The sequence below is a fragment of the Massilia sp. Leaf139 genome (assembly GCF_001424165.1).
Classification (GTDB): Bacteria; Pseudomonadota; Gammaproteobacteria; order Burkholderiales; family Burkholderiaceae_D; genus Telluria.
Map to the genome: position 1 here is coordinate 179,964 of NZ_LMOJ01000001.1, position 25,653 is coordinate 205,616.

At 63.8% G+C, this 25,653-nt stretch carries 25 protein-coding genes; 21 read left to right on the plus strand and 4 right to left on the minus strand.

Going from position 1 to position 25,653, the window contains the following annotated elements; all coding sequences use genetic code 11:
- Positions 1–20: 20 nt before the first annotated feature.
- From asd to ASF77_RS00845, 14 genes are all read left to right on the plus strand, one after another.
- Positions 21–1,148 (plus strand): aspartate-semialdehyde dehydrogenase, encoded by a 1,128-nt coding sequence (gene asd / locus ASF77_RS00780; RefSeq protein WP_056332949.1) that lies wholly within the window; start codon positions 21–23, stop codon positions 1,146–1,148.
- A gap of 439 nt (positions 1,149–1,587) precedes the next feature.
- Positions 1,588–4,665 carry a FimV/HubP family polar landmark protein gene (locus tag ASF77_RS00785; RefSeq protein ID WP_162244816.1) on the plus strand — a complete coding sequence of 1,026 codons (3,078 nt, stop codon included), beginning with the start codon at positions 1,588–1,590 and terminating at the stop codon, positions 4,663–4,665.
- Positions 4,666–4,673: 8 nt separating this feature from the next.
- On the plus strand, positions 4,674–5,474 hold the full coding sequence (gene truA, locus ASF77_RS00790; RefSeq protein ID WP_056336136.1) for a tRNA pseudouridine(38-40) synthase TruA: 801 nt from the start codon (positions 4,674–4,676) through the stop codon (positions 5,472–5,474).
- Between the two features lie 113 nt (positions 5,475–5,587).
- Entirely contained in the window at positions 5,588–6,313 is a 726-nt protein-coding gene (locus ASF77_RS00795) for a phosphoribosylanthranilate isomerase (RefSeq protein WP_056332956.1), read from the plus strand.
- Positions 6,264–7,541: a tryptophan synthase subunit beta gene (trpB, locus tag ASF77_RS00800; protein ID WP_056332959.1), complete on the plus strand. Its 1,278-nt coding sequence runs from the start codon at positions 6,264–6,266 to the stop codon at positions 7,539–7,541. The genes ASF77_RS00795 and trpB overlap by 50 nt, the downstream gene beginning before the upstream one ends.
- A gap of 124 nt (positions 7,542–7,665) precedes the next feature.
- Positions 7,666–8,466: a tryptophan synthase subunit alpha gene (gene trpA, locus ASF77_RS00805; RefSeq protein WP_056332962.1), complete on the plus strand. Its 801-nt coding sequence runs from the start codon at positions 7,666–7,668 to the stop codon at positions 8,464–8,466.
- Between the two features lie 120 nt (positions 8,467–8,586).
- Positions 8,587–8,862: a hypothetical protein gene (locus ASF77_RS00810; RefSeq protein WP_056332965.1), complete on the plus strand. Its 276-nt coding sequence runs from the start codon at positions 8,587–8,589 to the stop codon at positions 8,860–8,862.
- Between the two features lie 264 nt (positions 8,863–9,126).
- Positions 9,127–9,999, plus strand: a complete 873-nt coding sequence (accD, locus tag ASF77_RS00815) for an acetyl-CoA carboxylase, carboxyltransferase subunit beta (protein WP_056332968.1) — start codon at positions 9,127–9,129, stop codon at positions 9,997–9,999.
- 74 nt (positions 10,000–10,073) lie between these two features.
- Positions 10,074–11,372 (plus strand): bifunctional tetrahydrofolate synthase/dihydrofolate synthase, encoded by a 1,299-nt coding sequence (folC, locus tag ASF77_RS00820; RefSeq protein WP_056332971.1) that lies wholly within the window; start codon positions 10,074–10,076, stop codon positions 11,370–11,372.
- Positions 11,373–11,383: 11 nt separating this feature from the next.
- Positions 11,384–12,358, plus strand: coding sequence for an SPOR domain-containing protein (locus ASF77_RS00825; protein WP_056332975.1), 975 nt, complete (start codon positions 11,384–11,386; stop codon positions 12,356–12,358).
- A 16-nt stretch (positions 12,359–12,374) separates the two neighbouring features.
- On the plus strand, positions 12,375–12,863 hold the full coding sequence (locus tag ASF77_RS00830; RefSeq protein ID WP_056332977.1) for a CvpA family protein: 489 nt from the start codon (positions 12,375–12,377) through the stop codon (positions 12,861–12,863).
- A 50-nt stretch (positions 12,864–12,913) separates the two neighbouring features.
- Positions 12,914–14,440, plus strand: a complete 1,527-nt coding sequence (gene purF, locus ASF77_RS00835; RefSeq protein WP_056332980.1) for an amidophosphoribosyltransferase — start codon at positions 12,914–12,916, stop codon at positions 14,438–14,440.
- 12 nt (positions 14,441–14,452) lie between these two features.
- Entirely contained in the window at positions 14,453–15,703 is a 1,251-nt protein-coding gene (locus tag ASF77_RS00840) for a cystathionine gamma-synthase family protein (RefSeq protein ID WP_056332982.1), read from the plus strand.
- Positions 15,704–15,799: 96 nt separating this feature from the next.
- Positions 15,800–16,573 carry a tetratricopeptide repeat protein gene (locus ASF77_RS00845; RefSeq protein ID WP_056336139.1) on the plus strand — a complete coding sequence of 258 codons (774 nt, stop codon included), beginning with the start codon at positions 15,800–15,802 and terminating at the stop codon, positions 16,571–16,573.
- Between the two features lie 82 nt (positions 16,574–16,655).
- On the opposite strand, the gene lexA is transcribed toward ASF77_RS00845, so the two are convergent.
- Positions 16,656–17,303 (minus strand): transcriptional repressor LexA, encoded by a 648-nt coding sequence (lexA, locus tag ASF77_RS00850; protein WP_056332987.1) that lies wholly within the window; start codon positions 17,301–17,303, stop codon positions 16,656–16,658.
- Positions 17,304–17,535: 232 nt separating this feature from the next.
- Between lexA and rpsF the strand changes: the two genes are divergently transcribed.
- The 7 genes from rpsF (at position 17,536) to ASF77_RS00885 (ending at position 22,338) form a co-directional block, all read left to right on the plus strand.
- Positions 17,536–17,925: a 30S ribosomal protein S6 gene (gene rpsF, locus ASF77_RS00855; RefSeq protein ID WP_056332990.1), complete on the plus strand. Its 390-nt coding sequence runs from the start codon at positions 17,536–17,538 to the stop codon at positions 17,923–17,925.
- A 44-nt stretch (positions 17,926–17,969) separates the two neighbouring features.
- A complete protein-coding gene (gene priB, locus ASF77_RS00860) occupies positions 17,970–18,263 on the plus strand; it encodes a primosomal replication protein N (RefSeq protein ID WP_056332993.1) in 294 nt (97 codons plus the stop codon).
- A gap of 41 nt (positions 18,264–18,304) precedes the next feature.
- A complete protein-coding gene (gene rpsR / locus ASF77_RS00865; protein WP_056332995.1) occupies positions 18,305–18,595 on the plus strand; it encodes a 30S ribosomal protein S18 in 291 nt (96 codons plus the stop codon).
- A gap of 36 nt (positions 18,596–18,631) precedes the next feature.
- Positions 18,632–19,084: a 50S ribosomal protein L9 gene (rplI, locus tag ASF77_RS00870; protein WP_056332999.1), complete on the plus strand. Its 453-nt coding sequence runs from the start codon at positions 18,632–18,634 to the stop codon at positions 19,082–19,084.
- A 119-nt stretch (positions 19,085–19,203) separates the two neighbouring features.
- Entirely contained in the window at positions 19,204–20,589 is a 1,386-nt protein-coding gene (locus ASF77_RS00875) for a replicative DNA helicase (protein WP_056336142.1), read from the plus strand.
- A gap of 87 nt (positions 20,590–20,676) precedes the next feature.
- Positions 20,677–21,303 (plus strand): DUF47 domain-containing protein, encoded by a 627-nt coding sequence (locus ASF77_RS00880; RefSeq protein ID WP_056333001.1) that lies wholly within the window; start codon positions 20,677–20,679, stop codon positions 21,301–21,303.
- A gap of 24 nt (positions 21,304–21,327) precedes the next feature.
- Positions 21,328–22,338, plus strand: a complete 1,011-nt coding sequence (locus ASF77_RS00885; protein WP_056333004.1) for an inorganic phosphate transporter — start codon at positions 21,328–21,330, stop codon at positions 22,336–22,338.
- 176 nt (positions 22,339–22,514) lie between these two features.
- On the opposite strand, the gene ASF77_RS00890 is transcribed toward ASF77_RS00885, so the two are convergent.
- The 3 genes from ASF77_RS00890 to ASF77_RS00900 form a co-directional block, all read right to left on the minus strand.
- A complete protein-coding gene (locus ASF77_RS00890; protein WP_056333007.1) occupies positions 22,515–24,293 on the minus strand; it encodes a PhoH family protein in 1,779 nt (592 codons plus the stop codon).
- A 254-nt stretch (positions 24,294–24,547) separates the two neighbouring features.
- Positions 24,548–25,018: a peroxiredoxin gene (locus ASF77_RS00895; RefSeq protein ID WP_267875153.1), complete on the minus strand. Its 471-nt coding sequence runs from the start codon at positions 25,016–25,018 to the stop codon at positions 24,548–24,550.
- 175 nt (positions 25,019–25,193) lie between these two features.
- A complete protein-coding gene (locus ASF77_RS00900; RefSeq protein WP_056333009.1) occupies positions 25,194–25,580 on the minus strand; it encodes an Mth938-like domain-containing protein in 387 nt (128 codons plus the stop codon).
- Between the last annotated feature and the right edge of the window lie 73 nt (positions 25,581–25,653).

The window sequence follows — 25,653 nt, forward strand, 5'->3', positions numbered from 1 at the left end:
CAAAACAAACGGGAAATAAAATGAAATTGGTAGGCCTGGTAGGTTGGCGCGGCATGGTGGGTTCGGTTCTGATGCAGCGCATGCAGGACGAGGGCGATTTCGACCACATCGAGCCGGTGTTCTTCACCACCTCGAATGCGGGCGGCGCCGCACCGAAAATGGCGAAGAACGAAACGACGCTCAAGAGCGCGTTCGATATCGCCGAGCTGTCCAAATGCGAGATCATCATTTCGTGCCAGGGCGGCGATTACACGAGCGACGTGTTCCCGCAGCTGCGCGCCAGCGGCTGGAACGGCTACTGGATCGACGCCGCCTCGACCCTGCGCATGAAGGACAACGCCGTGATCGTGCTCGACCCGGTCAACCTCGACGTCATCAAGAATGCGATGTCGCGCGGCGTGAAGAACTACGTCGGCGGCAACTGCACCGTCTCCTGCATGCTGATGGGTCTGGGCGGCCTGTTCGAGCAGGGCCTGGTCGAGTGGATGACCTCCATGACCTACCAGGCGGCATCGGGCGGCGGCGCCCAGCACATGCGCGAGCTGCTGACCCAGTTCGGCACCATCAACGGCGCCGTGAAACCGCTGCTGGACGACCCGGCGTCCGCCATCCTCGAGATCGACCGCACGGTGCTGGCGACCCAGCATGGCCTCAGCGCGGACGAGACGAAGCAGTTCGGCGTGCCGCTGGCCGGCAACCTGATTCCGTGGATCGACAAAGATCTGGGCAATGGCCAGTCGAAGGAAGAGTGGAAGGCCGGCGCCGAGACCAACAAGATCCTCGGCCGCGGCGAAGGCTTCGGTAGCTCGGCCATCCCTGTGGACGGCCTGTGCGTGCGCATCGGCGCCATGCGCTGCCACTCGCAGGCGCTGACCATCAAGATGACGAAGGACGTGCCGCTCGACGAGATCAACGACATCATCGCCTCGCACAATCAATGGGTGAAGGTGGTGCCGAACACGCGCGAAGCGTCGATGGTCGAGCTGTCGCCGGCAGCCGTGACGGGCAGCCTGACGATTCCCGTGGGCCGCCTGCGCAAGATGTCGATGGGGCCGGATTACCTGTCGGCGTTCACCGTCGGCGACCAGCTGCTGTGGGGCGCGGCCGAGCCGCTGCGGCGCATGCTGCGGATCGTACTCGATAAATAAAGTTAGCGCTCGCAGATGCGGGCGTTTTCGTAGGGGGCCTTGAGGCCAATGGCCTCAAGGCCGGGTTCACCGGGCTCTCTGAGCCCACGCGGTGATACGCACAGGCTCCGATCTCGTGCTCGACGATCTTCTGGTCACGTATCCCGCGTGGGCACGGGTGCCCACCCTACGATGCACCACCGCTAACGATACTCTTAACCTTCCAACCACACCTGTTAGCGCGCCGATAATCTCTGCGCCGAGATACGATATCGAAACATTATCGATAACTCATCCATCCCACAGATTCACCCCTCTACGCCCCGTAGAGCTTGCATGCTCTAGTGCATGATGATATGTTGAGACTTCCGGGAAACCGTCCTTTCCCTCCTGCCAACCATCCATCTTCGCATCCAACCCTATGCCACTGAACCGCCGCCCTCAGATCATGTCGTCCGCGTTGAAAACGCTTACCGCAGCGGTCGCCAGTGCAGTGTTGTTGACTTCGGTGGCGAACGCGGCGGGACTGGGCAAGCTGACCGTCTTGTCGAGCCTCGGCCAGCCGCTGCGCGCGGAGATCGAACTGACCGCCGTCTCGCAGGAAGAAGCGGCGAACCTGGTCGCGAAGCTGGCAAGCCCGGAAGCCTACCGCGCCGCCAACGTCGAATTCAATCCGGCTTTGCTGTCGCTGCGCTTCGCGGTCGAGCAGCGCGGCGGACGCCAGTTCGTGCGCATCACTTCGCCGCAGCCGCTGAACGAGCCCTTCGTCGACCTGCTGCTCGAACTGTCCTGGGACAACGGCCGCCTGGTGCGCGAATACACCTTCCTGCTCGACCCGGCCGAACTGCGCAGCACGCAATCGGCCCAGGTGACGCCGGCGCCGGCCGCGAACGGACGCGCCGCGCGCACCGGTGCGGCCAGCCCGGCCACGGAAGCGCCACGTCCGCAACGCGCCGCGCGCGCCGACGAAACGGCGGGCGAAGCTGCGAGTGCGGCTGCGGCATCGCGCTACCGCGTCAAATCGGGCGATACGCTCAGCCGCATCGCCGGCAAACTGAAACCGGTCGATGTCTCGCTCGACATGATGCTGGTCGCGCTGTACCGCGCCAATCCCGACGCCTTCATCGGCAATAACATGAACCGTCTGAAGTCGGGCCAGATCCTGTCGGTGCCGGGCAGCGACAGCCTGCGCGGACTCGACGCCGGCGAAGCCCACGGCACCGTCGTCGCCCACGCGGCTGACTTCAACGCCTACCGCGCCAAGCTGGCCGGTCAGGTCGCCACCAGCGCGCCGGCGCGCGAGGCCGCGGCAGGGCAGAGCGCCACCGGCCGCATCACGGCCAAGGTCGAGGAACGCCCGACCGCCGCCAACGAATCGCAAGACCAGCTGCGCCTGTCGAAGGCGACGCCGGCGCGTCCGTCTACCGGCGCGGCGACTGCCGAGGATGTGCTGGCCAAGGAGAAGGAACTGGCCGACGCCCAGACCCGCGTGAAGGAGCTGGAAAAGAACGTCAACGATCTCGAGAACCTGATCACGGTCAAGAGCCAGACCGGCGCCGCCGCGACCCAGCGTGCGGCCGATGCGCCTGCCACCACGACGCCGCCGTCGACGCCGCTCGTCCCGGCCGCACCGACGGTCGTGGCCCAGGCCGATACCGCGCCGAAAGCCGCGCCGAAGATCAAGACCGCGCCGAAGCCGATCGCGCCGGAAGAGCCGGCCGAGACCAGCCTGGCCGACACGCTGATGGACAACATCGTCTACCTGGGCGCGGGCGCCGCCGTGCTGCTGCTGGCCGCGCTCGGCCTGTCGCAGCGCCGCAAGCGCAAGGTCGTGACCACGACCACGCCGAACCCGCCGACCATCCTCGGCAACGCGGCCCAGCCGGCGCAAGCGATGTTCGCCGAAACGGGCGGGCAGAGCGTCGACACCCACGACAGCGTGTTCAATTCGAGCTTCGCGCCATCGGCCAGCCAGCTCGACACGAACGAAGTCGATCCGCTGGCCGAAGCCGAGCTGTATCTCGCCTATAACTTCGACACCCAGGCAGAAGACATCCTCAAGGAAGCGCTGCGCAACGACCCGTACCGTCATCCGGTGCGCCTGAAGCTGCTCGAGATCTACGCGGCGCGCAAGGACGTGCGTGCCTTCGAGACCCAGGCGACGGAGCTCTACAGCCTCTCCGGCGGCAAGGGCGACGAGTGGGCGCAAGCCGCCGCGCTCGGCCACACGCTCGATCCGGCCAATCCGATGTACGCGCAAGCGGCCGGCATGGGCGGCGGCGCGGCTGTGGCCGCGGGTGCGGCTGGTGCGGCCGTAGCCGGCGCCGGCCTGGCCGCGGTCACGCTCGACAAGGACGGCGGCCCGCAGACGATGCTGTCGCAGCAGCTCGAACAGGCCTTCCGCAGCCGTGGCGACAACACCGAGATCATCGAGCCTGCCGCGACCGTCGACGCCGTCACCGGCGCACCGCTCGACAAGGGTTTCGACCTGGGCAGCCTGGGCCTCGACAACGACGCGACCGCACTGCCGCAAGCGGTGCAGGCCGACGCCAAGGCCGATGACAACCTTCTGGACTTCGATCTCGGCGGTCTTTCGTTCGAGCCAGTCGCCGTCGCCGGCACCGAGAACGCCGTGCACGACGACCCGACCGCGGTGCCCGACCTGCAGTTCGACATGGAGCCCTTCGCGCCGCTCGAACCGGCATCCGGCACCCCGGCCGTCACCGACAGCGCCAGCCTGGACGAGCTGGCCTTCGACATGAATTTCGACACCCCGGCGGCGAATGCGCCTGCATCTGCGCCGGCGGCCATGCCGATCGACGAGGACGACGCCTTCGTGCTCGACCTGTCCAAGAGCGGCCCGAACACCGACATCGACATGGCGCAGCTGGCCCGCGAATTTGAGTTGCCGCCGCTGCCGGAAGCACCCGCCACACCCCCGGCCTCCGACCTGAAGGATCCGCTGTTCGACCTCGACGCGATGGACTTCGGCATGCTCGACGCGAACCCGGCCACTCCAGTGACACCGGTGGGCGCGCGCGAGGAACCGGTCTTCGATTTCGGCTCGACCGACCTCGACCTGACGCCGCCGGGCGCCGAACCGCTGGCGCAGAGCATGGCACAGGACACGCCGGCGTTCGCAGCGACGCAGGAAAAGGATCCGCTGTTCGACCTCGACATGATGGACTTCGGCCAGCCGGCCGCACCGGCTGCGCCTCAGGACGATCCGTTCGCACTCGATGAAGTGCCTGCGATTCCGAACCCGGGCACGCCGGTGCCGCGCTTCGACCTGTCCGGCATGGATCTTGACCTGCCGAAGGATGAGTTCGCCCTGACCGAGCCGGATGCGGCTTCGGTCGGCGCCCCCGCCGAGCTGAGCGCGGCGCAGATGGAGATGGAAACCAAGCTCGATCTCGCGATCGCCTACCAGGAGATCGGTGACAAGGAAGGTGCGCGCGAATTGCTCGACGAAGTCATCAAGGGCGGCAACGTCGAACAGTCCAGCCGCGCCAGCGCCATGCGCGCGCAATTGGCGTAATGCGTTGCGTGAGGCGCATCGCACTCGGACTCCAGTACGTCGGCACCGGCTGGAATGGATACCAAAAACAGCCGAGCCGTGACACCATCCAGGACGCCCTCGAGATCGCCCTCGAGAAGTTCGCCTGCACCAAGCTGGCCACGACCTGCGCCGGCCGCACCGACGCCGGCGTGCACGCGGTCGAGCAGGTGGTGCACTTCGATACCGAACTGACGCGCCCGATGCAGAGCTGGGTGCGCGGCACGAATACCTTTCTGCCCGATTCGGTCTCGGTGCGCTGGGCGGCCGAGGTGGCGCCGGATGCGGAAGGGCAGGACTTCCACGCCCGCTTCTCGGCCCGTTCGCGCACCTATCATTACGTGCTGTACAACAACCCGAACCCGTCGGCGCTGCTGGCCGGGCGCGCCGGCTGGGTGTTCCGTCCGCTGGACGTGGAGCGCATGCGGCTTGCCGCGCGCCACCTGATCGGGCTGCACGATTTTTCCTCCTTCCGCGCTTCCGGCTGCCAGGCCAACACGCCGGTCAAGGACATGCAGGAAATTAGCATCGAGCGGCGCGGCGACATCATCGTCTTCACCGTGCGCGCCAGCGCTTTTCTCCACCACATGGTGCGCAACCTGGTCGGCGCGCTGATCTACGTCGGCACCGGCCGCAACGAGCCGGACTGGATGGCCGAGGTGCTGGCCGCGCGCAACCGCGACGCCGCCGCCCCGACCTTCATGCCCGATGGCCTGTATTTCGCGAAAATCGATTACGATCCGAAGTGGGGATTGCCGCAGGAGGCGATCTCCCCCTTACCCTGGCTGTAGAGCGTCCGATAAAGCCGCCATTGCGGCGTTGCATCGTCTCGCCGTACTAGCGTACTGTCTTCGACGATGCGCCTTGCCCTGACGGCTTTCTCAGACGCTCTAAAGGATTAGTCATGCACCGTACCCGCATCAAAATCTGCGGCATCACCCGCGAGGAAGACCTGCGCGCGTCCGTCGCCGCCGGCGCCGACGCGCTAGGCTTTGTGTTCTATCCGAAGAGCCCGCGCTACGTGGCGCCCGAACGCTTCGCACAACTGGCCAAGGGCTTGCCGCCTTACGTCAGCTCGGTGGCGCTGTTCGTCAACGCGAGCGTGGAAGAAGTGAAAGCGGTGGTCGATGCGGCGCCGGTCGCACTGCTGCAGTTCCACGGCGACGAGACGGCAGAGGAGTGCGCGCGCATCGCCGGGATCGTGAAGCGTCCTTTCGTCCACGCCTACCGCGTCAAGCCGGACACGGCGCCGATGGATTTGCTAGAATGCGAACTCGCATACCGCGCCGCCAGTCCCTGGTTCGCGAGCCTCTTGCTCGATACCTATGTGGATGCCTACGGCGGCGCTGGAAAGGTCTTCGATTGGTCTCTTATTCCAAAAGAGCTCGCGCCTCGGGTCGTTTTGAGTGGTGGCTTGAGCGTGCAAAACGCGACTAGCGCGGTCGCACGCGTACGCCCCTATGCCGTCGACATCAGCAGTGGTGTCGAGGCTGCCAAGGGGATCAAGGACGCCCGCAAGATCGCGGATTTCATTGCCGCCGTGCGGGCCGCCGATGCCATCATTGAAAGCGAGCACCCCCATGAAAACAGTACAGGAAGCAGCCCTGGAGAGCCAGGAAGCCGTCCTTGAACGCTCGGTCAACGCGCTGTTCCAGACCACCGACTATCAATTTCCCGATGCCAAGGGCCACTTCGGCCCTTACGGCGGCAGCTTTGTCGCCGAAACCCTGACCCACGCGCTGGCCGAGCTCAACGACGCCTACGCCCGCTATTCGCACGACCCTGAATTCCTCGAAGAATTCCGCTACGAACTGGCCCATTTCGTCGGCCGTCCGTCGCCCGTCTACCACGCCAAGCGCTGGTCGGAACTCGCCGGCGGCGCCCAGGTCTTCTTCAAGCGCGAAGACCTGAACCATACCGGCGCCCACAAGATCAACAACGTGATCGGCCAGGCCTTGCTGGCGCGGCGCATGGGCAAGCAGCGCATCATCGCCGAGACCGGCGCCGGCCAGCACGGCGTCGCCACCGCGACCATCTGCGCCCGCTTCGGCCTCGAATGCGTGGTCTACATGGGCAGCGAGGACGTCAAGCGCCAGGCCCAGAACGTCTACCGCATGAAGCTGCTGGGCGCGACCGTCGTGCCGGTCGAGTCGGGCAGCAAGACCTTGAAGGACGCGCTCAACGAAGCGATGCGCGACTGGGTCACCAACATCGAAAACACCTTCTACATCATCGGCACCGTGGCCGGGCCGCATCCGTATCCGATGATGGTGCGCGACTTCCAGTCGGTGATCGGCGAGGAATGCCGCGTGCAGATGCCGGAAATGACCGGGCGCCAGCCGGACTACGTGGTCGCCTGCATTGGCGGCGGTTCGAACGCGATGGGAATTTTTTATCCCTACATCGACGAGCCGGGCGTGAAGCTGGTCGGCGTGGAGGCGGCGGGGGAGGGGCTCGATTCGGGCAAGCATTCGGCCTCGCTGACGGCCGGCTTCCCGGGCGTGCTGCATGGTAACCGCACCTATCTGCTGCAGGACGACAATGGCCAGATCATCGAGACCCATTCGGTCTCGGCGGGGCTAGACTATCCGGGCGTCGGCCCCGAGCACGCCTGGCTGAAGGATTCGGCGCGCGCCGAGTACGTGTCGATCACGGACGATGAGGCGCTGGCGGCCTTCCACGACTGCTGCCGCATCGAGGGCATTATTCCGGCGCTGGAATCCTCGCACGCGATCGCGTATGGCGTGAAGCTGGCGGCGACGCTGCCGAAGGATCAGCTGATCCTGGTGAATCTGTCGGGGCGGGGGGACAAGGACATGCACACGGTGGCGCAGAGGATGGGGCTCGACTTCAGTTGAGTTCGTACGCGTGGACGGCTTAGCCGTCCACCCTACAGCCGTAGGGTGGACGGGTTCCCCGCCCACGCGTTCAACGACCCGACGCATATCCGACCGCCATCGATCACCCAACATCAAAAACACCATGTCCCGCATCGAACACACCTTCGCCGCCCTGCGCGCGCACAACAAAACCGGCCTCGTCACCTTCATCACCGCGGGCGACCCCGGCCCCGATCTCACCGTTCCGCTGATGCACGCCCTGGTCGCGGGCGGCGCCGACGTCCTGGAACTGGGCGTGCCGTTTTCCGACCCGATGGCCGAAGGCCCGGTCATCCAGCGCGCCTGCGAGCGCGCCTTGAAATTCGGCGTCGGCCTGAAAGACGTCTTTAACTACGTCCGTGAATTCCGCCAGACCGACCCGGACACCCCGGTCGTGCTGATGGGCTATGCCAATCCGATCGAGCGCATCGGCCCCGACAACTTCATCCGCCTGGCCAAGGAAGCCGGCGCCGACGGCGCCATCGTCGTCGACTACCCGCCGGAAGAGTGCGAAGCCTTTGCCGACGCCATGCGCGCCAACGACCTGGATCTGATCTTCCTGCTGGCGCCGACCTCGACCGAGGAACGCATCCGCCAGGTGGCGCGCTACGGCAGCGGCTTCAGTTATTACGTTTCGCTCAAGGGTGTTACCGGCGCCGGCAGCATCGATACCGACGACGTGGCGCGCCGCGTGGCCGCGATCCGCGAACACGTCAGCCTGCCGATCGGCGTCGGCTTCGGCATCCGCGACGCGGCGACGGCAAAGGCGGTGGCCTCGGTGGCCGATGCGGTCGTGATCGGCAGCCGCATCATCCAGGAGATTGAGAACGTTGGCCCGCAGGCGGCGGTGCCAGCGGTGCAGGCCTTCGTGGCCGGCATCCGGACGGCGCTCGACAGCCAGTAGGCATCCGCGCCGCAGGTTTCCTGCGTTCGCTCAAGCGGAAAGCGGCGGCGCGTGCATAGGGCGAGGCCAGTGCTTGGGGTACATTCAATTTCCGTACCTCAACATTTCGTGGAGCCTTGCATGAAGAAGCGAATCAAAAGTGTTTCCTTGGTACAGAATGCGAAGATGATGGCCGCGCTCTATCTCGTCCTGTCCCTGCCGCTGCTGGCGGTCATGGCGGTTTTCGGGAGCGTGGCAAACCAGGCCGGCATGTCGCTGGTCGCCATGGTCACCTTCGCCGTCGCCTATGTCGTCAGCGGCTTCGTTTTCACGCTGATCGGCGCCCTGGTCTACAACCTGGTCGCCTCCTTCGTCGGCGGGTTCGAATTCACGGCCGCCGAGGTCACGCACAACTGAGTTCGTTTGCGCAGCTTGCTTAACGATCGCGCCGGCAGTGGCCACCGCCACCGTCGGCGTTTCCATTTTTCCCTTTCCGGTTTCCAGATTCTGCGCGGATTCGTGCTCCATCCCTGCGGCGCATCGGTGTATAACAGGATGGCAGCGCCGTGCTCCCGCCGGGCGAGTTCGGCAACAATTGATTGCCAGACAAGCAAGCGGTGACAAGCCCGGCGCTAGCGGCTACACTACGCGCCTGTCAAGAATCGCCGCAAAGGAGAGAACATGAGTTGGTTGGAAAAACTGCTGCCCCCACGAATCCAGCGCTCCGATGCCGCCAACCGCAAGACCATGCCCGAAGGGCTGTGGGTCAAGTGCCCATCCTGCGAAGCGGTGCTCTACCGCGCCGACCTCGAGTCGAACCTGCATGTTTGCCCGAAATGCGACCACCACATGCGCATCCGCGCCCGCGAGCGCCTCGATGCGCTGCTCGACGAAGGCGGCCGCTATGAAATCGGCCAGGAAGCCCTGCCGGTCGACACCCTGAAGTTCAAGGACAGCAAGAAATATCCCGACCGTCTCAAGGCCGCGATGGACGCCACCGGCGAAACCGATGCGCTGATCGTCCAGGGCGGTTCGATCATGAGCCTGCCGGTCGTGGTCGCCTGCTTCGAATTCGAATTCATGGGCGGCTCGATGGGTTCGGTCGTCGGCGAGCGTTTCGCCCGCGGCGCCCAGATCGCCCTCGAACAGAAAGTGCCGTTCATCTGCATCACCGCCACCGGCGGTGCGCGCATGCAGGAAGGCCTGCTGTCGCTGCTGCAGATGGCGAAGACCACCGCCATGCTGACCAAGCTGTCGGAGAAAAAGCTGCCCTTCATCAGCGTGCTGACCGACCCGACCATGGGCGGCGTCTCCGCTTCGTTCGCCTTCATGGGCGACGTCGTGATCGCCGAACCGAAGGCGCTGATCGGCTTTGCCGGCCCGCGCGTGATCGAGAACACCGTGCGCGAAAAGCTGCCGGAAGGCTTCCAGCGCGCCGAGTTCCTGGTGCAGAAGGGCGCCGTCGACATGATCGTCGATCGCCGCAAGATGCGCGAAGAGATCGCGCGCCTGCTGGCCCTGCTGCAGAATCAGCCCGTCGAAGTCATCGCCTAATTAGCGCTCCTACCCGTATTACGGCCGGCTGTCCGCTCTGCGGGCCGTCGGCCGTTTGTTCTTAAAAGTTCACCATGTCCAATCTTCCCACCACCTTGCCCGACTGGCTGGCGCTACTCGAGTCGCGCCACGCCGAAACCCATATCGACATGGGCCTGGATCGCGTCCGCGCGGTCAAGGAGCGCATGGATCTGCAATTTGCCTGTCCGGTCATCATGGTGGCCGGCACCAACGGCAAGGGTTCGACCTGCGCCATGCTCGAATCCGTCCTGCTGCACGCCGGCTACCGCGTCGGCCTCTACATCAAGCCGCACTTCCTCGACTTCAACGAGCGCGCGCGCATCAATGGCGAGATGGCGAGCGACGCGGTGCTGGTGGACGCTTTTAACTTCGTCGAAGCCCAGCGCGGCGACATCGCGCTGACCTATTTCGAATTCACGACGCTGGCGATCATGCACCTGATCTCCCAATCCGGCGTCGACGTGGCGATCCTGGAAGTGGGCCTGGGCGGACGCCTGGATGCGGTGAACGTGATCGACGCCGACGTCGCCATCGTCACCAGCATCGACATCGACCACGCGGCCTATCTCGGCGACACGCGCGAGGAAATCGGTTTCGAGAAGGCCGGCATTTTCCGTGCCGGCAGGGTGGCGATCTGCAGCGATCCGCTGGCGCCGCAGTCGCTGATCCAGCACGCGGCCGACATCGGCGCCGACCTCTGGCTGATCGGGCGCGATTTCAACTACCAGGGCGACCAGCAGCAGTGGAGCTATGGCGGCCGCACCCAGCGCCGCAACTCGCTGGCCTATCCGGCCCTGCGCGGCGCCAACCAGCTCCTGAATGCCTCGGCCGCGCTGGCGGCGCTGGAAGCGCTGCGCATGCAGCTGCCGGCCGGCGCCCAGGAAGTGCGCACGGGTCTCGCCCTGGTGGAGCTGCCGGGCCGCTTCCAGGTGCTGGCGGGACGCCCGACCACGGTGCTCGACGTCGCCCACAATCCGCATGCCTCGGCGACCCTGGCCCAGAACCTGGGCAACATGGGCTTTCACCGCTACACCTATGCCGTGTTCGGCATCATGGAAGACAAGGACATCGAGGGCGTGATCGCGCCGATGGCCGGCATCATCGACCACTGGTGCGTGGCTGACCTGCCGTCGCCGCGCTCGGCGCAGAGCGCCGAGCTGGCGGAAAAGCTGGCCGCGCTGCGTCCCGCGGGCGCGAAAGAGGGCGATTTTTCGGTCACCGCGTTTGCCGACCCTGCCGCCGCATTCGCAAATGCGGTGAGCCGTGCCGAGGAGAATGATAGAATTGTGGTCTTTGGCTCGTTCTACACCGTCGCCGGCGTGATGGCGGCCCGGAAAAACTCTCTTCACTGACATACAGACGCATGGGCTTGTTCTCGATTTTCAGCAAAAACAAGCAGGACAGTACCGCCCAGGACAGCGGCCGTTTTTCCCGCGACGATGAGGATTTCGGCGAACGTGCCCGCGCCAAGCGCGCGTCCTACGCCAACGAAAGCGGACAGGGCGGTTCGCGGCGCAGCCGCAGCGGCGGCGACCCGATGCTGCCGGAAAAGAAGCGCGCCCGGCGCCGCCTGGTCGGCGCGGTCGCGCTGGCGCTGGCCGCCGCGGTCGGCCTGCCGATGCTGCTCGATTCCGAACCGCGTCCGCTGAACGGCGATATCGCCATCCAGATCCCGTCGAAAGAAAAAGCGCCCCCGTTGCCGATGCCGGCCAATCCGGTGCCGGCCGCCGACAGCGTCGACCAGGGCGAGGAAATCATCGCTCCGGCCTCTCCCTCCGCCCCAGTTGCAGCAGCGCCGCGCGTGGCCGAACCGCCGCCCCTGAAAATGCTCGACGAAGCCCCGGCCAAGCCCGTCGCGCCGGTACCGAAGCCGGAGCCGAAAGTCGCTGAGCACAAGCCCGAGCCGAAGCCCGTCGAGCACAAGGCGGAACCGAAACCGGCCGAGCGCAAGCTGGCCGAGAGGCCTGTCGAGAAGCCTGCGGTGAAGAAGCCGGAAGAAAAACCGGTCACGCTGAAGCCGAAGGACAGCGAAGCGGCCCGCGCCCTGGCCCTGCTCGAAGGCAAGCCCGCAGCCAAGGCGGCCGAGCCGCATCCGCGCGCCGAGGACAAGGCTGATGCCCAACAGCGTTTCGTGGTGCAGGTGGCCGCGCTGGCGACCCAGGAGAAAGTCGACGAACTGCAGGCGCGCCTGCGTGCCGGCGGCATCTCTTCCTTCACGAAGAAGTCCGGTTCCCTGATCAAGGTGCAGGTTGGCCCGTTCGGCAGCCGCGAGGAGGCCGACAAGACGAAAGCCAAGCTCGGTAGCCTGGGCCTGGCGGGTTTCCTGGTTCCGGTCTGATGCTTCCAGGTACTGCGTGACGATCTTCGATTACCTGGTGTTGTTCGTGCTGGTGGCCTCGGTTGTGATCAGCACCATGCGTGGTTTAGTAAAAGAGATCCTGTCGCTGACAGGCTGGGTTGTCGCTTTTGTGGTCGCGAATGCGTATGGCGCGCGCCTGGCGCCGCTGTTACCGGATATGATTCCCGGCGACATGGCACGCCTGATCGTTGCCTTCATCGCCCTGTTCCTGGGCGTGCGTATCCTGATGGGCCTGTTGTCGCTGGCCATCGGCGCGCTGATCGAGGCGGCCGGCCTGAGCCTGGCCGATCGGGGCCTGGGCGGGCTGTTCGGCCTGGCGCGCGGGATTGTAATCGTGCTGGCCGCCGTCATATTGTGTTCGATGACCGCCATTCCCCAACAAGCATTCTGGAAAGACGCGCTGCTGTCCCCCCTGGCCGAGGCCGGAGCGCGCACCGTCAAGCCCTTTCTCCCTGCTGCGCTGGCGCAGCACGTGAAATTTTAATTCTCGTTTTGAAATCTTCCGTAACAGCATTCAGTTCTTAGGAGCGCACCATGTGTGGCATCGTCGGCGTCGTCTCGCAAACTCCCGTCAACCAGTTGTTGTATGACGCATTGTTGCTGCTGCAGCACCGCGGCCAGGACGCGGCGGGTATTGCAACCAATCACAGCAGCATGTTCTCGATGTACAAGGCCAACGGCCTGGTGCGCGACGTGTTCCGTACCCGTAACATGCGCTCGCTGCAAGGCAATACCGGGATCGGCCACTGCCGCTACCCGACCGCCGGCTCCTCGAGCGAGGAAGAGGCGCAGCCGTTCTACGTGAACGCGCCCTTCGGCATCACCCTGGCGCACAACGGCAACCTGACCAACCAGGCCGAGCTGAAGGAAGCGCTGTTCCGCAACGACCGCCGCCACATCAACACGAATTCCGATTCGGAAGTGTTGTTGAACGTGCTTGCGCACGAGGTGCAGGAAGCGGCCAATGGCTATTCGCTCGACGCCGAAGCCCTGTTCAAGGCGGTCGGTGTGGTGCACAAGCGTGTGCGCGGCGCCTACGCCGTCGTGGCGCAGATCGCCGGTCACGGCATGCTGGCCTTCCGCGACCCCTACGGCATCCGTCCGCTGTGCCTGGGCATGAACGAAGGCGAGAACGGCGTCGAATACATGGTCGCCAGCGAATCGGTGGCGCTGGAAGGCATCGGTTTCCGGTTCGTGCGCGACATCGCGCCGGGCGAGGCCGTGTTCATCGGCGACGACGGCAGCTTCCACGAGCGCCAGTGTGCCGAGAATCCGTCGCTCAATCCGTGCGCCTTCGAATACGTCTACCTGGCGCGTCCGGACTCGGTCATCGACGGCGCCTCGGTGTATGCCACCCGCCTCAAGATGGGCGAATACCTGGCCGACAAGATCCGCCAAGAGATCCCGGTCGAGGAAATCGACGTCGTCATGCCGATCCCCGATTCCTCGCGTCCGGCCGCGATCCAGCTGGCCCTGAAGCTGGGCGTCGAGTACCGCGAAGGTTTCATTAAAAACCGCTACATCGGCCGTACCTTCATCATGCCGGGGCAGGGCATGCGCAAGAAGTCGGTGCGCCAGAAGCTGAACGCCATCGGTTCCGAGTTCAAGGGCAAGAACGTGCTACTGGTCGACGATTCGATCGTGCGCGGCACCACCAGCCGCGAGATCGTGCAGATGGCGCGCGAAGCGGGCGCGCGCAAAGTCTTCTTCGCTTCGGCCGCGCCGCCGGTGCTGTTCCCGAACGTCTACGGCATCGACATGCCGACCCGCGACGAGCTGATCGCCCATGGCCGCACGGTCGAGGAAGTGTGCGCGGAAATCACGGCCGATCGCCTGGTGTACCAGGACATCGACGCCCTGAAACGCGCGATCTCGGACGTGAACCCGGCGCTGACCAACTTCGAGGCTTCCTGCTTCGATGGCATCTATGTGACCGGCGACGTGACGCCCGCCTACCTCGACAACCTGGAAACGGCGCGCCACAACGGCGGCAAGGGCGTCTCGCAGGAAGACGTCGTGCGCACCCAGCTGAACCTGAACCCGGCCGTTCCAGCGGAATAAGCCATACGCACCATGAGCGACAAGAAGAATTACGGTTTCACGACGACCATCCTGCACAACGACCGCCGCAAGGCGATCGAGCAGGGCTCGCTGCACAAGCCCGTCCATACCTCGGTCGCCTTCGGCTACGGCGACGCGCGCCAGTTGGCGTCGGTGTTCCAGGGCAAGGAGCCGGGCTTCCGCTACGGCCGCCAGGGCAATCCGACGGTGGCCGCGCTGGAAGACAAGATCACGAAGATGGAAGATGGCGTGGCCTCGCTGTGCTTCGGCACCGGCATGGCCGCCATCGGTGCGCTGTTCCAGGCGCTCTTGAAGGAAGGCGACCACATCGTCTCCTCGAGCTTCCTGTTCGGGAATACCAACAGCCTGTGGCAGACGGTGGCGGGGCAGGGTGTGGCCGTCGACTTCGTCGATGCGACCGACGTTGCCAAGGTCGAAGCGGTGCTGAAGGAAAACACGCGCCTTGTCTTTGTGGAGACCATCGCCAACCCGCGCACGCAAGTGGCGGATCTGGCGCGCATCGGCGAACTGTGCCGTGCGCGCGGGATCCTCTACGTGGTCGACAACACGATGACGACGCCGTATCTGTTCCGCCCGAAAGCGGTGGGGGCGGGTCTCGTCGTCAATTCGCTGACCAAATCGATTGCCGGCCACGGCATCGCGCTGGGCGGCGCGCTGACCGACACCGGCCTGTTCGACTGGAGCGCGTATCCAAACATCGCCGCCAACTTCCGCAAGCAGCCGGGCTCCGCCCAGGGCATGGCGCAGCTGCGCGCCAAAGCCCTGCGCGACTTCGGCGCCGCCCTGGGTCCGGAAGCGGCGCACCACATCGCCGTCGGCGCCGAGACGCTGGCACTGCGCATGGAACGCACTTGCGCGAATGCGCTGGCGCTGGCGCGGATGCTCGACGCCGACGAACGTGTTTCGGCCGTCCACTATCCGGGGCTAGCCTCGCATCCGCAGCATGGCATTACGAGGGAGCTGTTCCGCGCCGGCGGATCGCTGCTCAGTTTCGAGCTGCGCGAGGACATCGATCCCTTCGATTACCTCAATCGTCTGCAGCTGGGCATCCCGGCCAGCAACCTGGGCGACACGCGCACGCTGGTGATTCCGGTCGCCCACACGATCTTCTTCGAGATGGGCGCCGAGCGCCGCGCCAGTATGGGCATCGCCGAGTCGCTGATCCGGGTGTCGGTGGGCATCGAGGATCCGGACGACCTGCTCGAGGATTTCAGGTCGGCGCTGGACGGCGCGCAGGGGTAACACCACGCGCTCGCGCCCACGAGTAAATCCGGGCGCGGGCAGTTGAGGGAAGGATGAGCCCGCGGTATCATGGGTTTTCCTTCCCTTTTTGCCATCATGAAGCGTCTTCTCCTCGCCGCCTGCTTAGTTGCCTGCTCGCTTGCCTGCTCAGCCGCCCCGGCCGACCCGCTCGCCGATGCCAATGCCCTGTTCGCCAGCAAGGCCTATCCGCAAGCGCTTGCCGCCTACACCAAGCTCGCCAACGCGGGCAATGTGGAGGCCCAGCAGCAGCTCGGCCAGATGTACTGGTATGGCGAGGCCGGCGCCGTCGACGAGGCGAAGGCCGAAGCCTGGTTCCGCAAGGCGGCCGCGAAGGGCAATGCGGTGGCGATTGCCTCGCTCGAGGTCATGAAGCAGCGCACGACACGGCGCGCCGAGATCGCCCACTGGGTCGAACACTACCAGGGCGAAGACCTCAAAACGGGCCAGTTCGACTGCAAGGCGCCGCGCATTCCCGCAATCTCGAAGCAGAGCGAGGAGATCGCCCGCGTCAGCGCCGCCGTCACTAAGTGGCAGGATTGCTACAACGGCTATGTGAGCCATTTGAATGCCGCTTCGCCCTTGACCAAGCGTATTCCGGCCGACATCGCCAAGCTGATGAACCTGGCCGAGACCACGCGCGCCAACGAGCGCCTGGCGCTGGTGCAGGAGAACCTGGCGGAAGAAGCGCGCGTCGGCGCGAAGCTGATCCTGGCCGATCTCGCCGCCTGGCGCAGCGCGACCGAGGCCTATGTGAAGGAACACAACGCCATCGTCGCCGCCAGCCCGTCGGTAAAGTTGTACGACTTCGACCGCCCGATCGGCGCCGCGCCGCGACCGGGGGCGCAGTAAGGACAACGTCAGGACGTAAAAAAAGCCGCTCCAAGCGGCTTTCTTCCTGGATGCACCGATTTGGTGCAAACCTGCAACGTGATCAGTGCCAGCTGCGCATCAAGCCGACCGCCAGGCCTTCGAGCGCGAACTCGTCGCCCGGTTCCACGCGGATGACCTTGAAGTCCGGATTTTCCGGCAGCAGCTCGATCGTCTCGCCCGTCTTGCGGTAGCGCTTGACGGTGACGTCTTCGCCGATGCGGGCCACGACGATCTGGCCGTTCTTGGCGCTGTCGATCTTTTTGACGGCGAGGAAGTCGCCGTCCATGATGCCGGCGTCGCGCATCGACCAGCCGCGCACCTTCAGCAGGAAGTCGGGACGGGCGCCGAACATGGCCGGGTCGACGTTGTATGTGGCCTCGACGTGTTCCTGGGCCAGGATCGGCGAACCGGCGGCGACACGGCCGACCAGCGGCAGCGACATCAGCAGGGCAGCAGGAATGGTTGGCAAATGCGGCGGCACCGGTTCCGGCACCGAGGCGCCGATCAGGCGGATGCCGCGCGAGGTACCCGAGACGATCTCGATCGCGCCTTTGCGGGCCAGGGCCTGCAGGTGTTCTTCGGCGGCGTTGGCCGACTTGAAGCCCAACTCCTTCGCGATTTCGGCGCGGGTCGGCGGGAAGCCGGTATTGTCGATCGCTTCCTTGATCAGGTTGAGGATCTGTTCTTGCCTTGCGGTGAGCTTGAGCATGGTGATGCGAAACGGTTGTATGAGTAGACTGTATTTTTGTACAGTATTTCGACGAATGCAAGGGAAATCGACGATTTTTCTTGATTTCCTCTTAGAAAGGTGTCGTCGCAGAGAGACGCTGCCTGGCGATTGCGCCGCCCTGCCATCCGCGTTATAATTGCCGGCTTTCCCTTCCCACACTCGTCTTGACGCCGAGGTGGGCATTTGTTTAAACGTCCTCAAGGAGTGTTGCATGCGTCATTATGAAATCGTTTTTATCGTCCACCCGGACCAAAGCGAGCAAGTCCCGGCGATGATCGAGCGTTACAAGACCACGGTGACGAGCCGCGGCGGTAACATCCATCGCGTGGAAGACTGGGGCCGTCGCCAGATGGCTTACCAGATCCAGAAGCTGCCGAAGGCACACTACATCTGCATGAACATCGAGTGCGACAACGAGACCCTGGTCGAGCTGGAAACCGCATTCAAGTTCAATGATGCCGTGCTGCGTCATCTGACCGTGAAGATGAAGAAAGCTGAAACCGCTCCATCGCCAATGATGAAGTCGGTTCAGCGCGAAGACGCGGCCAAGAGCCACCGTGCGGAAGCCCCGGCTGCCGCCCCGGCCCAAGCTGCTGCCTAAATTTTTCTTGCCAGGAAACGTGACGGGCGCAAGCCCGGTGTGAAGTGAACCAGTTACAAGTCGTCGCCACCATCGCTGAACGCGACGTACTGCGCTATACCCCCGCCGGCGTGCCGGTCGTTTCGGCGATCCTGATGCACAGTTCGCAGCAGGTCGAGGCAGGGGTCGGGAGGCAGGTGCAGTTCGAAATTGCCGCGTTCGCCGCGGGAGAAATTTCGGGCCGCTTCGCCAGCGCGGAACTCGGCGCCGCACACCAGTTCACAGGATTTCTGGCCAGGAAGAATCGCAACAGTAAAGCCCTGGTGTTTCACATCATTGATTTCAGTGCCGCCGCTTAAATACATAGCGGCCCACCTTTTAGATAGTCAGGAGCCTCAAAATGGCATTCGGTAAAAAGTTCGACAAAAACAAGGCAAAAGAAAAACTCAAGCGCAAACAGCAAAACCCGCTGTTCAAGCGTAAGAAGTTCTGCCGCTTCACCGCTGCAAACGTGGAACAGGTCGATTACAAAGACGTCGACACCCTGAAGGACTTCGTCCAGGAAAACGGCAAGATCATGCCAGCACGTCTGACCGGCACTAAGGCGCACTACCAGCGCCAGGTCGATACCGCGATCAAGCGCGCACGCTACCTCGCGCTGCTGCCGTACACCGACCTGCACAACGCTTAATCGCGTCGTACAGTTCAGAACATCCTGGAGAAAAATATGCAAGTTATCCTTTTGGAAAAAGTTGTTAACGTCGGCAACCTGGGCGACGTCGTCAAGGTCAAGGACGGTTACGCACGTAACTTCCTGATCCCGCAAAAGATGGCCCGCCGCGCAACCGAATCGGCCAAGGCCGAGTTCGAAGCCAAGCGCGCCGAGCTGGAAAAAGCTGCTGCTGAAAAGCTGTCGGCTTCGCAAGCCCAAGGCGAAAAGCTGGGCGGCATGACCATCACCATCGCCCAGAAAGCCGGCGTCGACGGTCGTCTGTTCGGTTCGGTCACCAACTTCGACATCGCCGAAGCCCTGACCAAGCAAGGTTTCGCAGTCGAAAAGGCGCAAGTGCGTCTGCCGACCGGCCCGCTGAAGACCACCGGCGAGCATCCAGTTGCCGTCGCGCTGCACACCGACGTCGTCGTGGAAATCACGATCGCTGTCGTGGGCGAAGCTGCCTAAGCAATACCCCTTCGGGTACTGTTGTAATAAGGAAAAAGCCGGGTTCGCCCGGCTTTTTTTATTCTTGGAAACTCGCCAATTATTTCAGGCGTGTGACCGGAAGGGTTATAATGCCCGCCATGAATACCCCCGCAGATCCGCAAATCGAATCGCTGCGCATTCCCCCGCATTCCATCGAAGCAGAACAGTCCGTCATCGGCGGTCTCCTGCGCGACAATGCGGCCTGGGATCGTATTGCCGACTTCATGCACGCGGACGATTTTTATCGCTACGACCACCGCATCATCTTCGAACAGATGGTGCGCCTGATTAACAGCGGCAAGCCGGCCGATGTGATTACCGTCTACGAGGCCATGGTCTCGCTCGGCAAGGCCGAGGACGTGGGCGGCCTGCAATACCTGAACGCGATGGCGCAGAACACGCCGTCCGCCGCCAATATCCGCCGCTATGCCGAGATCGTGCGCGACCGCGGCATCCTGCGCAAGCTGATCACCGTCGCCGACGAAATCTCGGGCAACGCGTTCAACCCGCAAGGCAAGGAAGTCAAGCAGATGCTTGACGAAGCCGAATCGAAGATCTTCGCCATCGCCGAATCCGGCGCGCGCGGCGCCCAGGGCTGGAATCCGATCCAGCCGCTGCTGACCCAAGTCGTCGAACGCATCGACGAACTCTATTCGCGCGAGAACCAGGGCGAGATCACCGGCGTGCCGACCGGCTTCATCGACCTCGACCGCATGACTTCCGGCCTGCAGCCGGGCGACCTCGTCATCGTCGCCGGCCGTCCGTCGATGGGCAAGACCGCGTTCTCCGTCAACATCGGCGAGAACGTCGCGATCGAAGCGGGCCTGCCGGTCGCCGTGTTCTCGATGGAGATGGGCGGCGCCCAGCTGGCCATGCGTATGCTCGGTTCGGTCGGCCAGCTCGACCAGCACCGCCTGCGTACCGGCCGCCTCAACGACGAGGACTGGCCGCGCCTGACGCATGCGATCCAGAAGATGAACGACGCCCAGCTCTACATCGACGAGACGCCGGCGCTGAACCCGATCGAGATGCGCGCACGTGCGCGCCGCCTTGCCCGCCAGTGTGGCAAGCTCGGCCTTATCATCGTCGACTACCTGCAGCTGATGCAGGGCAGTCAGCCGGGCGACAACCGCGCCGCCGAGATCTCCGAGATCTCGCGTTCGCTGAAAGGCCTGGCGAAAGAATTGCATTGCCCGGTCATCGCGTTGTCGCAGCTGAACCGCTCCCTGGAACAGCGCCCGAACAAACGTCCCGTGATGTCCGACTTGCGCGAATCGGGCGCAATCGAACAGGATGCGGACGTGATCATCTTCCTGTATCGCGACGAGGTCTACAACCCCGACTCGCCCGATAAAGGCACCGCCGAAATCATCATCGGCAAACAGCGTAACGGTCCGATCGGCGCAATCCGCCTGACCTGGATCGGCCAGTACACCAAGTTTGGCAACTACAGCGGTAACCTCGCCGTCTACCAGGGCGACTAAGCCGAAAATGCGAGCCGATATTGCGGCGCCGGAACCGCTGGTTCCGGCCCATCGCAGTCCCAAGAGTTTTATCACGGAGAATCTTTAATGTTTGGACGCCTGATGCCCACCGAGGGCAAGTTTTTTGATTTGTTCAACCAGCACGCCGCGCTGTGCGTGAAGGGTGCGCAAGAAATGGTTGGTTTGATGACCAACTTCGACGACCTGGAAACCCGCACCCACGCCGTCGAGAGCATCGAAAAGCAGGCGGACAAAGTCACCTACGCGTGCGTCGACCTGCTGCACAAGACCTTCATCACCCCGATCGACCGCGACGACATCCACAAGCTCATCACGCGCATGGATGATATCCTCGACATGATGGAAGACGCGGCCCAGACCATCTCCCTGTACGACCTGCACGCCGTGACGCCGGAAGCCAAGCGCCTGGCCGAGCTGTGCCTGGCTTGCTGCGAGCGCGTGCAAGCGGCCGTCGGCCTGCTGCACGACATGGGCAACGCCCAGAAGATCGTCGCCATCTGCGAAGAGATCGACCGCCTGGAATCGGACGCCGACCACGTGATGCGCGCAGCGATGTCGAAACTGTTCCGCGACGAACCGGACGTGCGCAACCTGATCAAGATGAAGGCGATCTACGAGATCCTCGAGACCGTGACCGACCGCTGCGAAGACGTGGCGAACATCATCGAAGGCATCATCGTCGAGAACGCGTAACGCGGTCGCAGAACAAGAATAATCATGGAACATTTAACTATCAGCATTTATGTGCTGGGTGCCCTCGTGTTGCTGGCACTGATTTTCGACTTCATGAACGGCTTCCACGATTCGGCGAACGCGATCGCGACCGTCGTCTCGACCGGCGTGCTGAAACCGCAATCGGCCGTCGCCATGGCCGCCTTCTTTAACTTCATCGCCATTTTCGTGGTCAGCATGAAGGTGGCGCAAACCATCGGCAAGGGCACGATCGACCCGGCGGTGGTCGACCATTACGTGATCTTCGGGGCCCTGGTCGGGGCCATCGTCTGGAACATCATCACCTGGTACTACGGCATCCCGTCCTCGTCCTCGCACGCCCTGATCGGCGGCCTGGTCGGCGCCGCGGTGGCGAAGTCGGGCACCGGCGCGCTGATCGCCGGCGGCCTGATGAAAACCGTGATGTTCATCGTGCTGGCGCCGCTGCTGGGCTTCGTGCTCGGTTCGGTCATCATGCTGCTGGTGTCCTGGATTTTCGTGAAGTCGACGCCGCGTAAAGTGGACGTCTGGTTCCGCCGCCTGCAGCTGGCCTCGGCCGCCGGCTATTCGCTGGGCCACGGCGGCAACGACGCGCAAAAGACCATGGGCATCATCTGGATGCTGCTGATCGCCGCCGGCTACACCAATCCGGCCGACGCGCATCCGCCGGCCTGGGTGATCATCTCCTGCTACGCGGCGATCGCCTTCGGCACGCTGTTCGGCGGCTGGCGCATCGTCAAGACCATGGGCCAGAAGATCACCAAGCTGAAACCCGTCGGCGGCTTCTGCGCCGAAACCGGCGGTGCGATGACGCTGCTGATGGCCAGCTTCTTCGGCATCCCGGTCTCGACCACCCACACCATCACCGGCGCCATCGTCGGCGTGGGCGCCTCGCAAAAGGCCTCGGCCGTGCGCTGGGGCGTGGCGGGCAGCATCGTCTGGGCCTGGATCTTCACCATTCCGGCCTCGGCCTTCATGGCGGCGATTGCCTGGTGGATCGGCAAGCACATCATGTAAATCGGTTTCGATACCGATGAGGACGCCCGGCCAATGTGCCGGGCGTTTTTGTTTGTGCGGTGCGGTGCGGATGTGCGTGTGTCGATAGGTAGAGCCAGCGATACCGAACGCGTTCCGGCGGACGAAAAAAAACCTGCGAGCCGCAAAGCGCGCAGGTTTTACGGAAGCGAAAACGCTTACAGCACGTCGCTCGCGTGATCCGCCAGGCGCGAGCGCTCGCCGCGCGCCAGCGTCACGTGGCCGCTGTGGCTCCAGCCCTTGAAACGATCCACCACATAGGTCAGGCCGCTCGAACCCTCGGTCAGGTATGGCGTGTCGATCTGCGCGATGTTACCCAGGCACAGGATCTTGGTGCCGGGGCCGGCGCGGGTGACCAGCGTCTTCATCTGCTTCGGCGTCAGGTTCTGCGCCTCGTCGATGATCAGGAACTTGTTGACGAAGGTGCGGCCGCGCATGAAGTTGAGCGACTTGATCTTGATGCGCGAGCGGATCAGGTCTTGCGTCGCGGCGCGGCCCCAGTCGCCGGCGTCGGAATCGGACTTGTTCAGCACTTCCAGGTTGTCGTCGAACGCGCCCATCCACGGCGACATCTTCTCTTCCTCGGTACCCGGCAGGAAGCCGATGTCCTCGCCGACCGGCACCGTGACGCGGGTGACGATGATCTCGTTGTACAGCTTGGTTTCCAGCACCTGCGCCAGGCCGGCGGCCAGGGCCAGCAGGGTCTTGCCGGTGCCGGCCTGGCCGAGCAGGGTGACGAAATCGCATTCCGGGTTCATCAAGAGGTTCAGCGCGAAGTTCTGCTCGCGGTTGCGCGCGGTAATGCCCCAGACGCTGTTCTTGGTGTGGCTATAGTCGCGCAGCACCTGGAACACGGCGGTCTTGCCGTTGATTTCCTTGACCTGCGCATACATCGGCGCCTCGCCGCCCGAGGGCTCGAGGAACACGAACTGATTGGTGAGCAGGCTCGGAATGAAAGGGCCGTTGACGCGATAGAACGTCGCGTTGTTGCCGTTCTTGTTTTCCTGCCAGGACTCCATGTTCTTGCTGTGCTTGTCCCAGAAGTCGTCCGGCAGCTGGACGATGCCCGAGTACAGCAGGTCGGTGTCTTCCAGCACGTGGTCGTTGAAATAGTCCTCGGCCGGCAGGCCCAGGGCGCGCGCCTTGATGCGCATGTTGATGTCCTTCGACACCAGCACGATGGCGCGCTCGGGCTGCTCGGCGGCCAGCGCCTTCACCACGCCCAGGATCTGGTTGTCGGCCTTGCCGACCGGCAGGCCTTCGGGCAGCAGGGGGCCGCTTTGCAGCTTGGTCTGGAAGAACAGGCGGCCCTTGGCATCCTTGTTGCCGAGCTTGGCCAGTTCGATGCCGGCCTCGATGCCGTCGTCGTCGATGTCGGCGATCAGGGCGTCCAGGGTGCGCGACACCTGGCGCGCGTTGCGGGCGACTTCCGACATGCCTTTCTTGTGGTCGTCGAGTTCCTCGAGCGTCATCATCGGCAGGTAGACGTCGTGTTCCTCGAAACGGAACAGGCTGGTCGGATCGTGCATCAGCACGTTGGTATCGAGCACGAAGACCTTGGTCTTGCCCGAGCGGTCGGCCTTGCGGCTGGTCGAGGACTTGACCGTGACTTCGACCGGCTTGTGCTTGGCCGGATGCGGTTCGTCCTGGTCGGTTTCCTTGAGCCTGGCATTGGTGCCGGTCTCGGCACGGGTTGGCCAGGTTGCGCTTTCGCCTTGCGGCGAGGGCACGGCGGCCAGGGGAGCGGCCTTGCCCTTGCGTGCACGGCTCGATTTGGAAGCGGGGACGGCCTTGCCGCTGATCAGGTCTTCGACGGGATCGGCTGCCACCGGCGCTGCGGCCAGCGCGCGCACAGGGGACTTGCCGGGTTCGGCTTTGGGGTATTCGTTTACCGGCAGCAGCGTGGCCGGCTTCGTAGGCATTTTCGGTAGTGGCATCAGGTTCTCAATCTAGAAAAGTGGAGGACGCTCGCGCCAGTGCGCGTGAACGGCACTGGCGGGCGGAGTAGATGCAACTGGGTACAACGTGAATGACAGCTTGGATACAACTTGAAGGGCGCGGGCCAGGGCCGCGAGGGCGGCGCGGCAGGCAGCCGGATTGAAATGGTGCTGATATAAAACGGATCGACTCAAAATGACAGGGTTCGTCCAGAAGGTTGTCGGACTGGAGCGTACGATCGGCTCGAGCCTGATTAAGGCAGGCGCTTCACAAATTCCAGCACTTCATCGACGTGATCGTTGACCTTCACGCCACGCCATTCTTTCACCAATCGGCCGTGAGCGTCAACGACAAACGTACTGCGCTCGACCCCCCGGACTTGCTTGCCGTACATCATTTTATTCTTCATTACATTGAACTGGTTGCACACCAATTCGTCAGGATCGGAGATCAGTTCGAAGGGCAGGCCGAGCTTGGATTTGAAGCCTTCGTGCGAGCGCAGCGAATCGCGGCTGATGCCATATACTTCGGCGCCGGCGGCGAGGAATTCGTCGTGCTTGTCACGGAAAGCCATGCTCTCGGTGGTGCAGCCGGGCGTATTGTCCTTGGGGTAGAAATACAGCACCGTGTACTTGGCCGGACGCCCGCCAAGCTGGAAAGTCTGGTCGCCGGTCATGGCGGCGGAAAAGTTCTCTACGGTTGCTGCGCTGGGGCTGTCGGCCACGGGTTTCTCCTGGTAGGGGCAGGATCGGCCACGTGCCATCCTGCGGTACGCTCATGATAATCGGCGATCGCGGCAAGTGCCACTCTAGCATGCCGATATGTCAATAGCCGATCCGATATGGGGCCGGCGCGGCGACATTCAATAGGGCAAGTTTCAGCCGGAGGCTGCAGCTGACTCAGGCCGGTGCAGTGCCTTCGATGATCAGCGCCAGGGTCACCTTGCGGCCTTCGCCCATCAGCACGTTATAGGTGCGGCAGGCGGCCTGGCTGTCCATCGACTCGACCCCGGTATGGCGCGCCGACAGGCTGGCGATCAGGCGTGGATGCACGAAACGCTGGCGCTCGCCGGTGCCGAGGATGACGACGTCCGGCGCGTCGGCGGCGATCTGCTCGAAATGCCCAGGCTGCAGATCCTCGAAGCGCGTCACGTCCCAGGCGCGCGGCGGCACTTCCGGCATCACCAGCAGGCTGTGGTTGAAGCGCTGGGCATTGATTTCCACGCCCGAGGCGTCGTAGCCGGTGACGGTCTGGTATTGCTGGGTGCTGTCGGAATGGAGTTTCATCGGTCGAATGCGTTAGGCGAAGGGCTTGCCATTGTAAGCTTTTGTTCCGTTTTCGGTCGGCGCACCTACGTAG

What these genes read in the sequence shown, in the direction of transcription:
- rplI (WP_056332999.1), top strand. Translation starts at nt 18,632, where the DNA reads ATGCAAGTTATCCTTTTGGAAAAAGTTGTTAACGTCGGCAACCTGGGC.
- ASF77_RS00900 (WP_056333009.1), bottom strand. Translation starts at nt 25,580, where the DNA reads ATGAAACTCCATTCCGACAGCACCCAGCAATACCAGACCGTCACCGGC.
- accD (WP_056332968.1), top strand. Translation starts at nt 9,127, where the DNA reads ATGAGTTGGTTGGAAAAACTGCTGCCCCCACGAATCCAGCGCTCCGAT.
- purF (WP_056332980.1), top strand. Translation starts at nt 12,914, where the DNA reads ATGTGTGGCATCGTCGGCGTCGTCTCGCAAACTCCCGTCAACCAGTTG.
- ASF77_RS00885 (WP_056333004.1), top strand. Translation starts at nt 21,328, where the DNA reads ATGGAACATTTAACTATCAGCATTTATGTGCTGGGTGCCCTCGTGTTG.
- folC (WP_056332971.1), top strand. Translation starts at nt 10,074, where the DNA reads ATGTCCAATCTTCCCACCACCTTGCCCGACTGGCTGGCGCTACTCGAG.
- lexA (WP_056332987.1), bottom strand. Translation starts at nt 17,303, where the DNA reads ATGCTCAAGCTCACCGCAAGGCAAGAACAGATCCTCAACCTGATCAAG.
- ASF77_RS00825 (WP_056332975.1), top strand. Translation starts at nt 11,384, where the DNA reads ATGGGCTTGTTCTCGATTTTCAGCAAAAACAAGCAGGACAGTACCGCC.
- ASF77_RS00890 (WP_056333007.1), bottom strand. Translation starts at nt 24,293, where the DNA reads ATGCCACTACCGAAAATGCCTACGAAGCCGGCCACGCTGCTGCCGGTA.
- rpsF (WP_056332990.1), top strand. Translation starts at nt 17,536, where the DNA reads ATGCGTCATTATGAAATCGTTTTTATCGTCCACCCGGACCAAAGCGAG.
- trpA (WP_056332962.1), top strand. Translation starts at nt 7,666, where the DNA reads ATGTCCCGCATCGAACACACCTTCGCCGCCCTGCGCGCGCACAACAAA.
- ASF77_RS00875 (WP_056336142.1), top strand. Translation starts at nt 19,204, where the DNA reads ATGAATACCCCCGCAGATCCGCAAATCGAATCGCTGCGCATTCCCCCG.
- rpsR (WP_056332995.1), top strand. Translation starts at nt 18,305, where the DNA reads ATGGCATTCGGTAAAAAGTTCGACAAAAACAAGGCAAAAGAAAAACTC.
- trpB (WP_056332959.1), top strand. Translation starts at nt 6,264, where the DNA reads ATGAAAACAGTACAGGAAGCAGCCCTGGAGAGCCAGGAAGCCGTCCTT.
- ASF77_RS00840 (WP_056332982.1), top strand. Translation starts at nt 14,453, where the DNA reads ATGAGCGACAAGAAGAATTACGGTTTCACGACGACCATCCTGCACAAC.
- ASF77_RS00810 (WP_056332965.1), top strand. Translation starts at nt 8,587, where the DNA reads ATGAAGAAGCGAATCAAAAGTGTTTCCTTGGTACAGAATGCGAAGATG.
- ASF77_RS00795 (WP_056332956.1), top strand. Translation starts at nt 5,588, where the DNA reads ATGCACCGTACCCGCATCAAAATCTGCGGCATCACCCGCGAGGAAGAC.
- ASF77_RS00880 (WP_056333001.1), top strand. Translation starts at nt 20,677, where the DNA reads ATGTTTGGACGCCTGATGCCCACCGAGGGCAAGTTTTTTGATTTGTTC.
- ASF77_RS00845 (WP_056336139.1), top strand. Translation starts at nt 15,800, where the DNA reads ATGAAGCGTCTTCTCCTCGCCGCCTGCTTAGTTGCCTGCTCGCTTGCC.
- asd (WP_056332949.1), top strand. Translation starts at nt 21, where the DNA reads ATGAAATTGGTAGGCCTGGTAGGTTGGCGCGGCATGGTGGGTTCGGTT.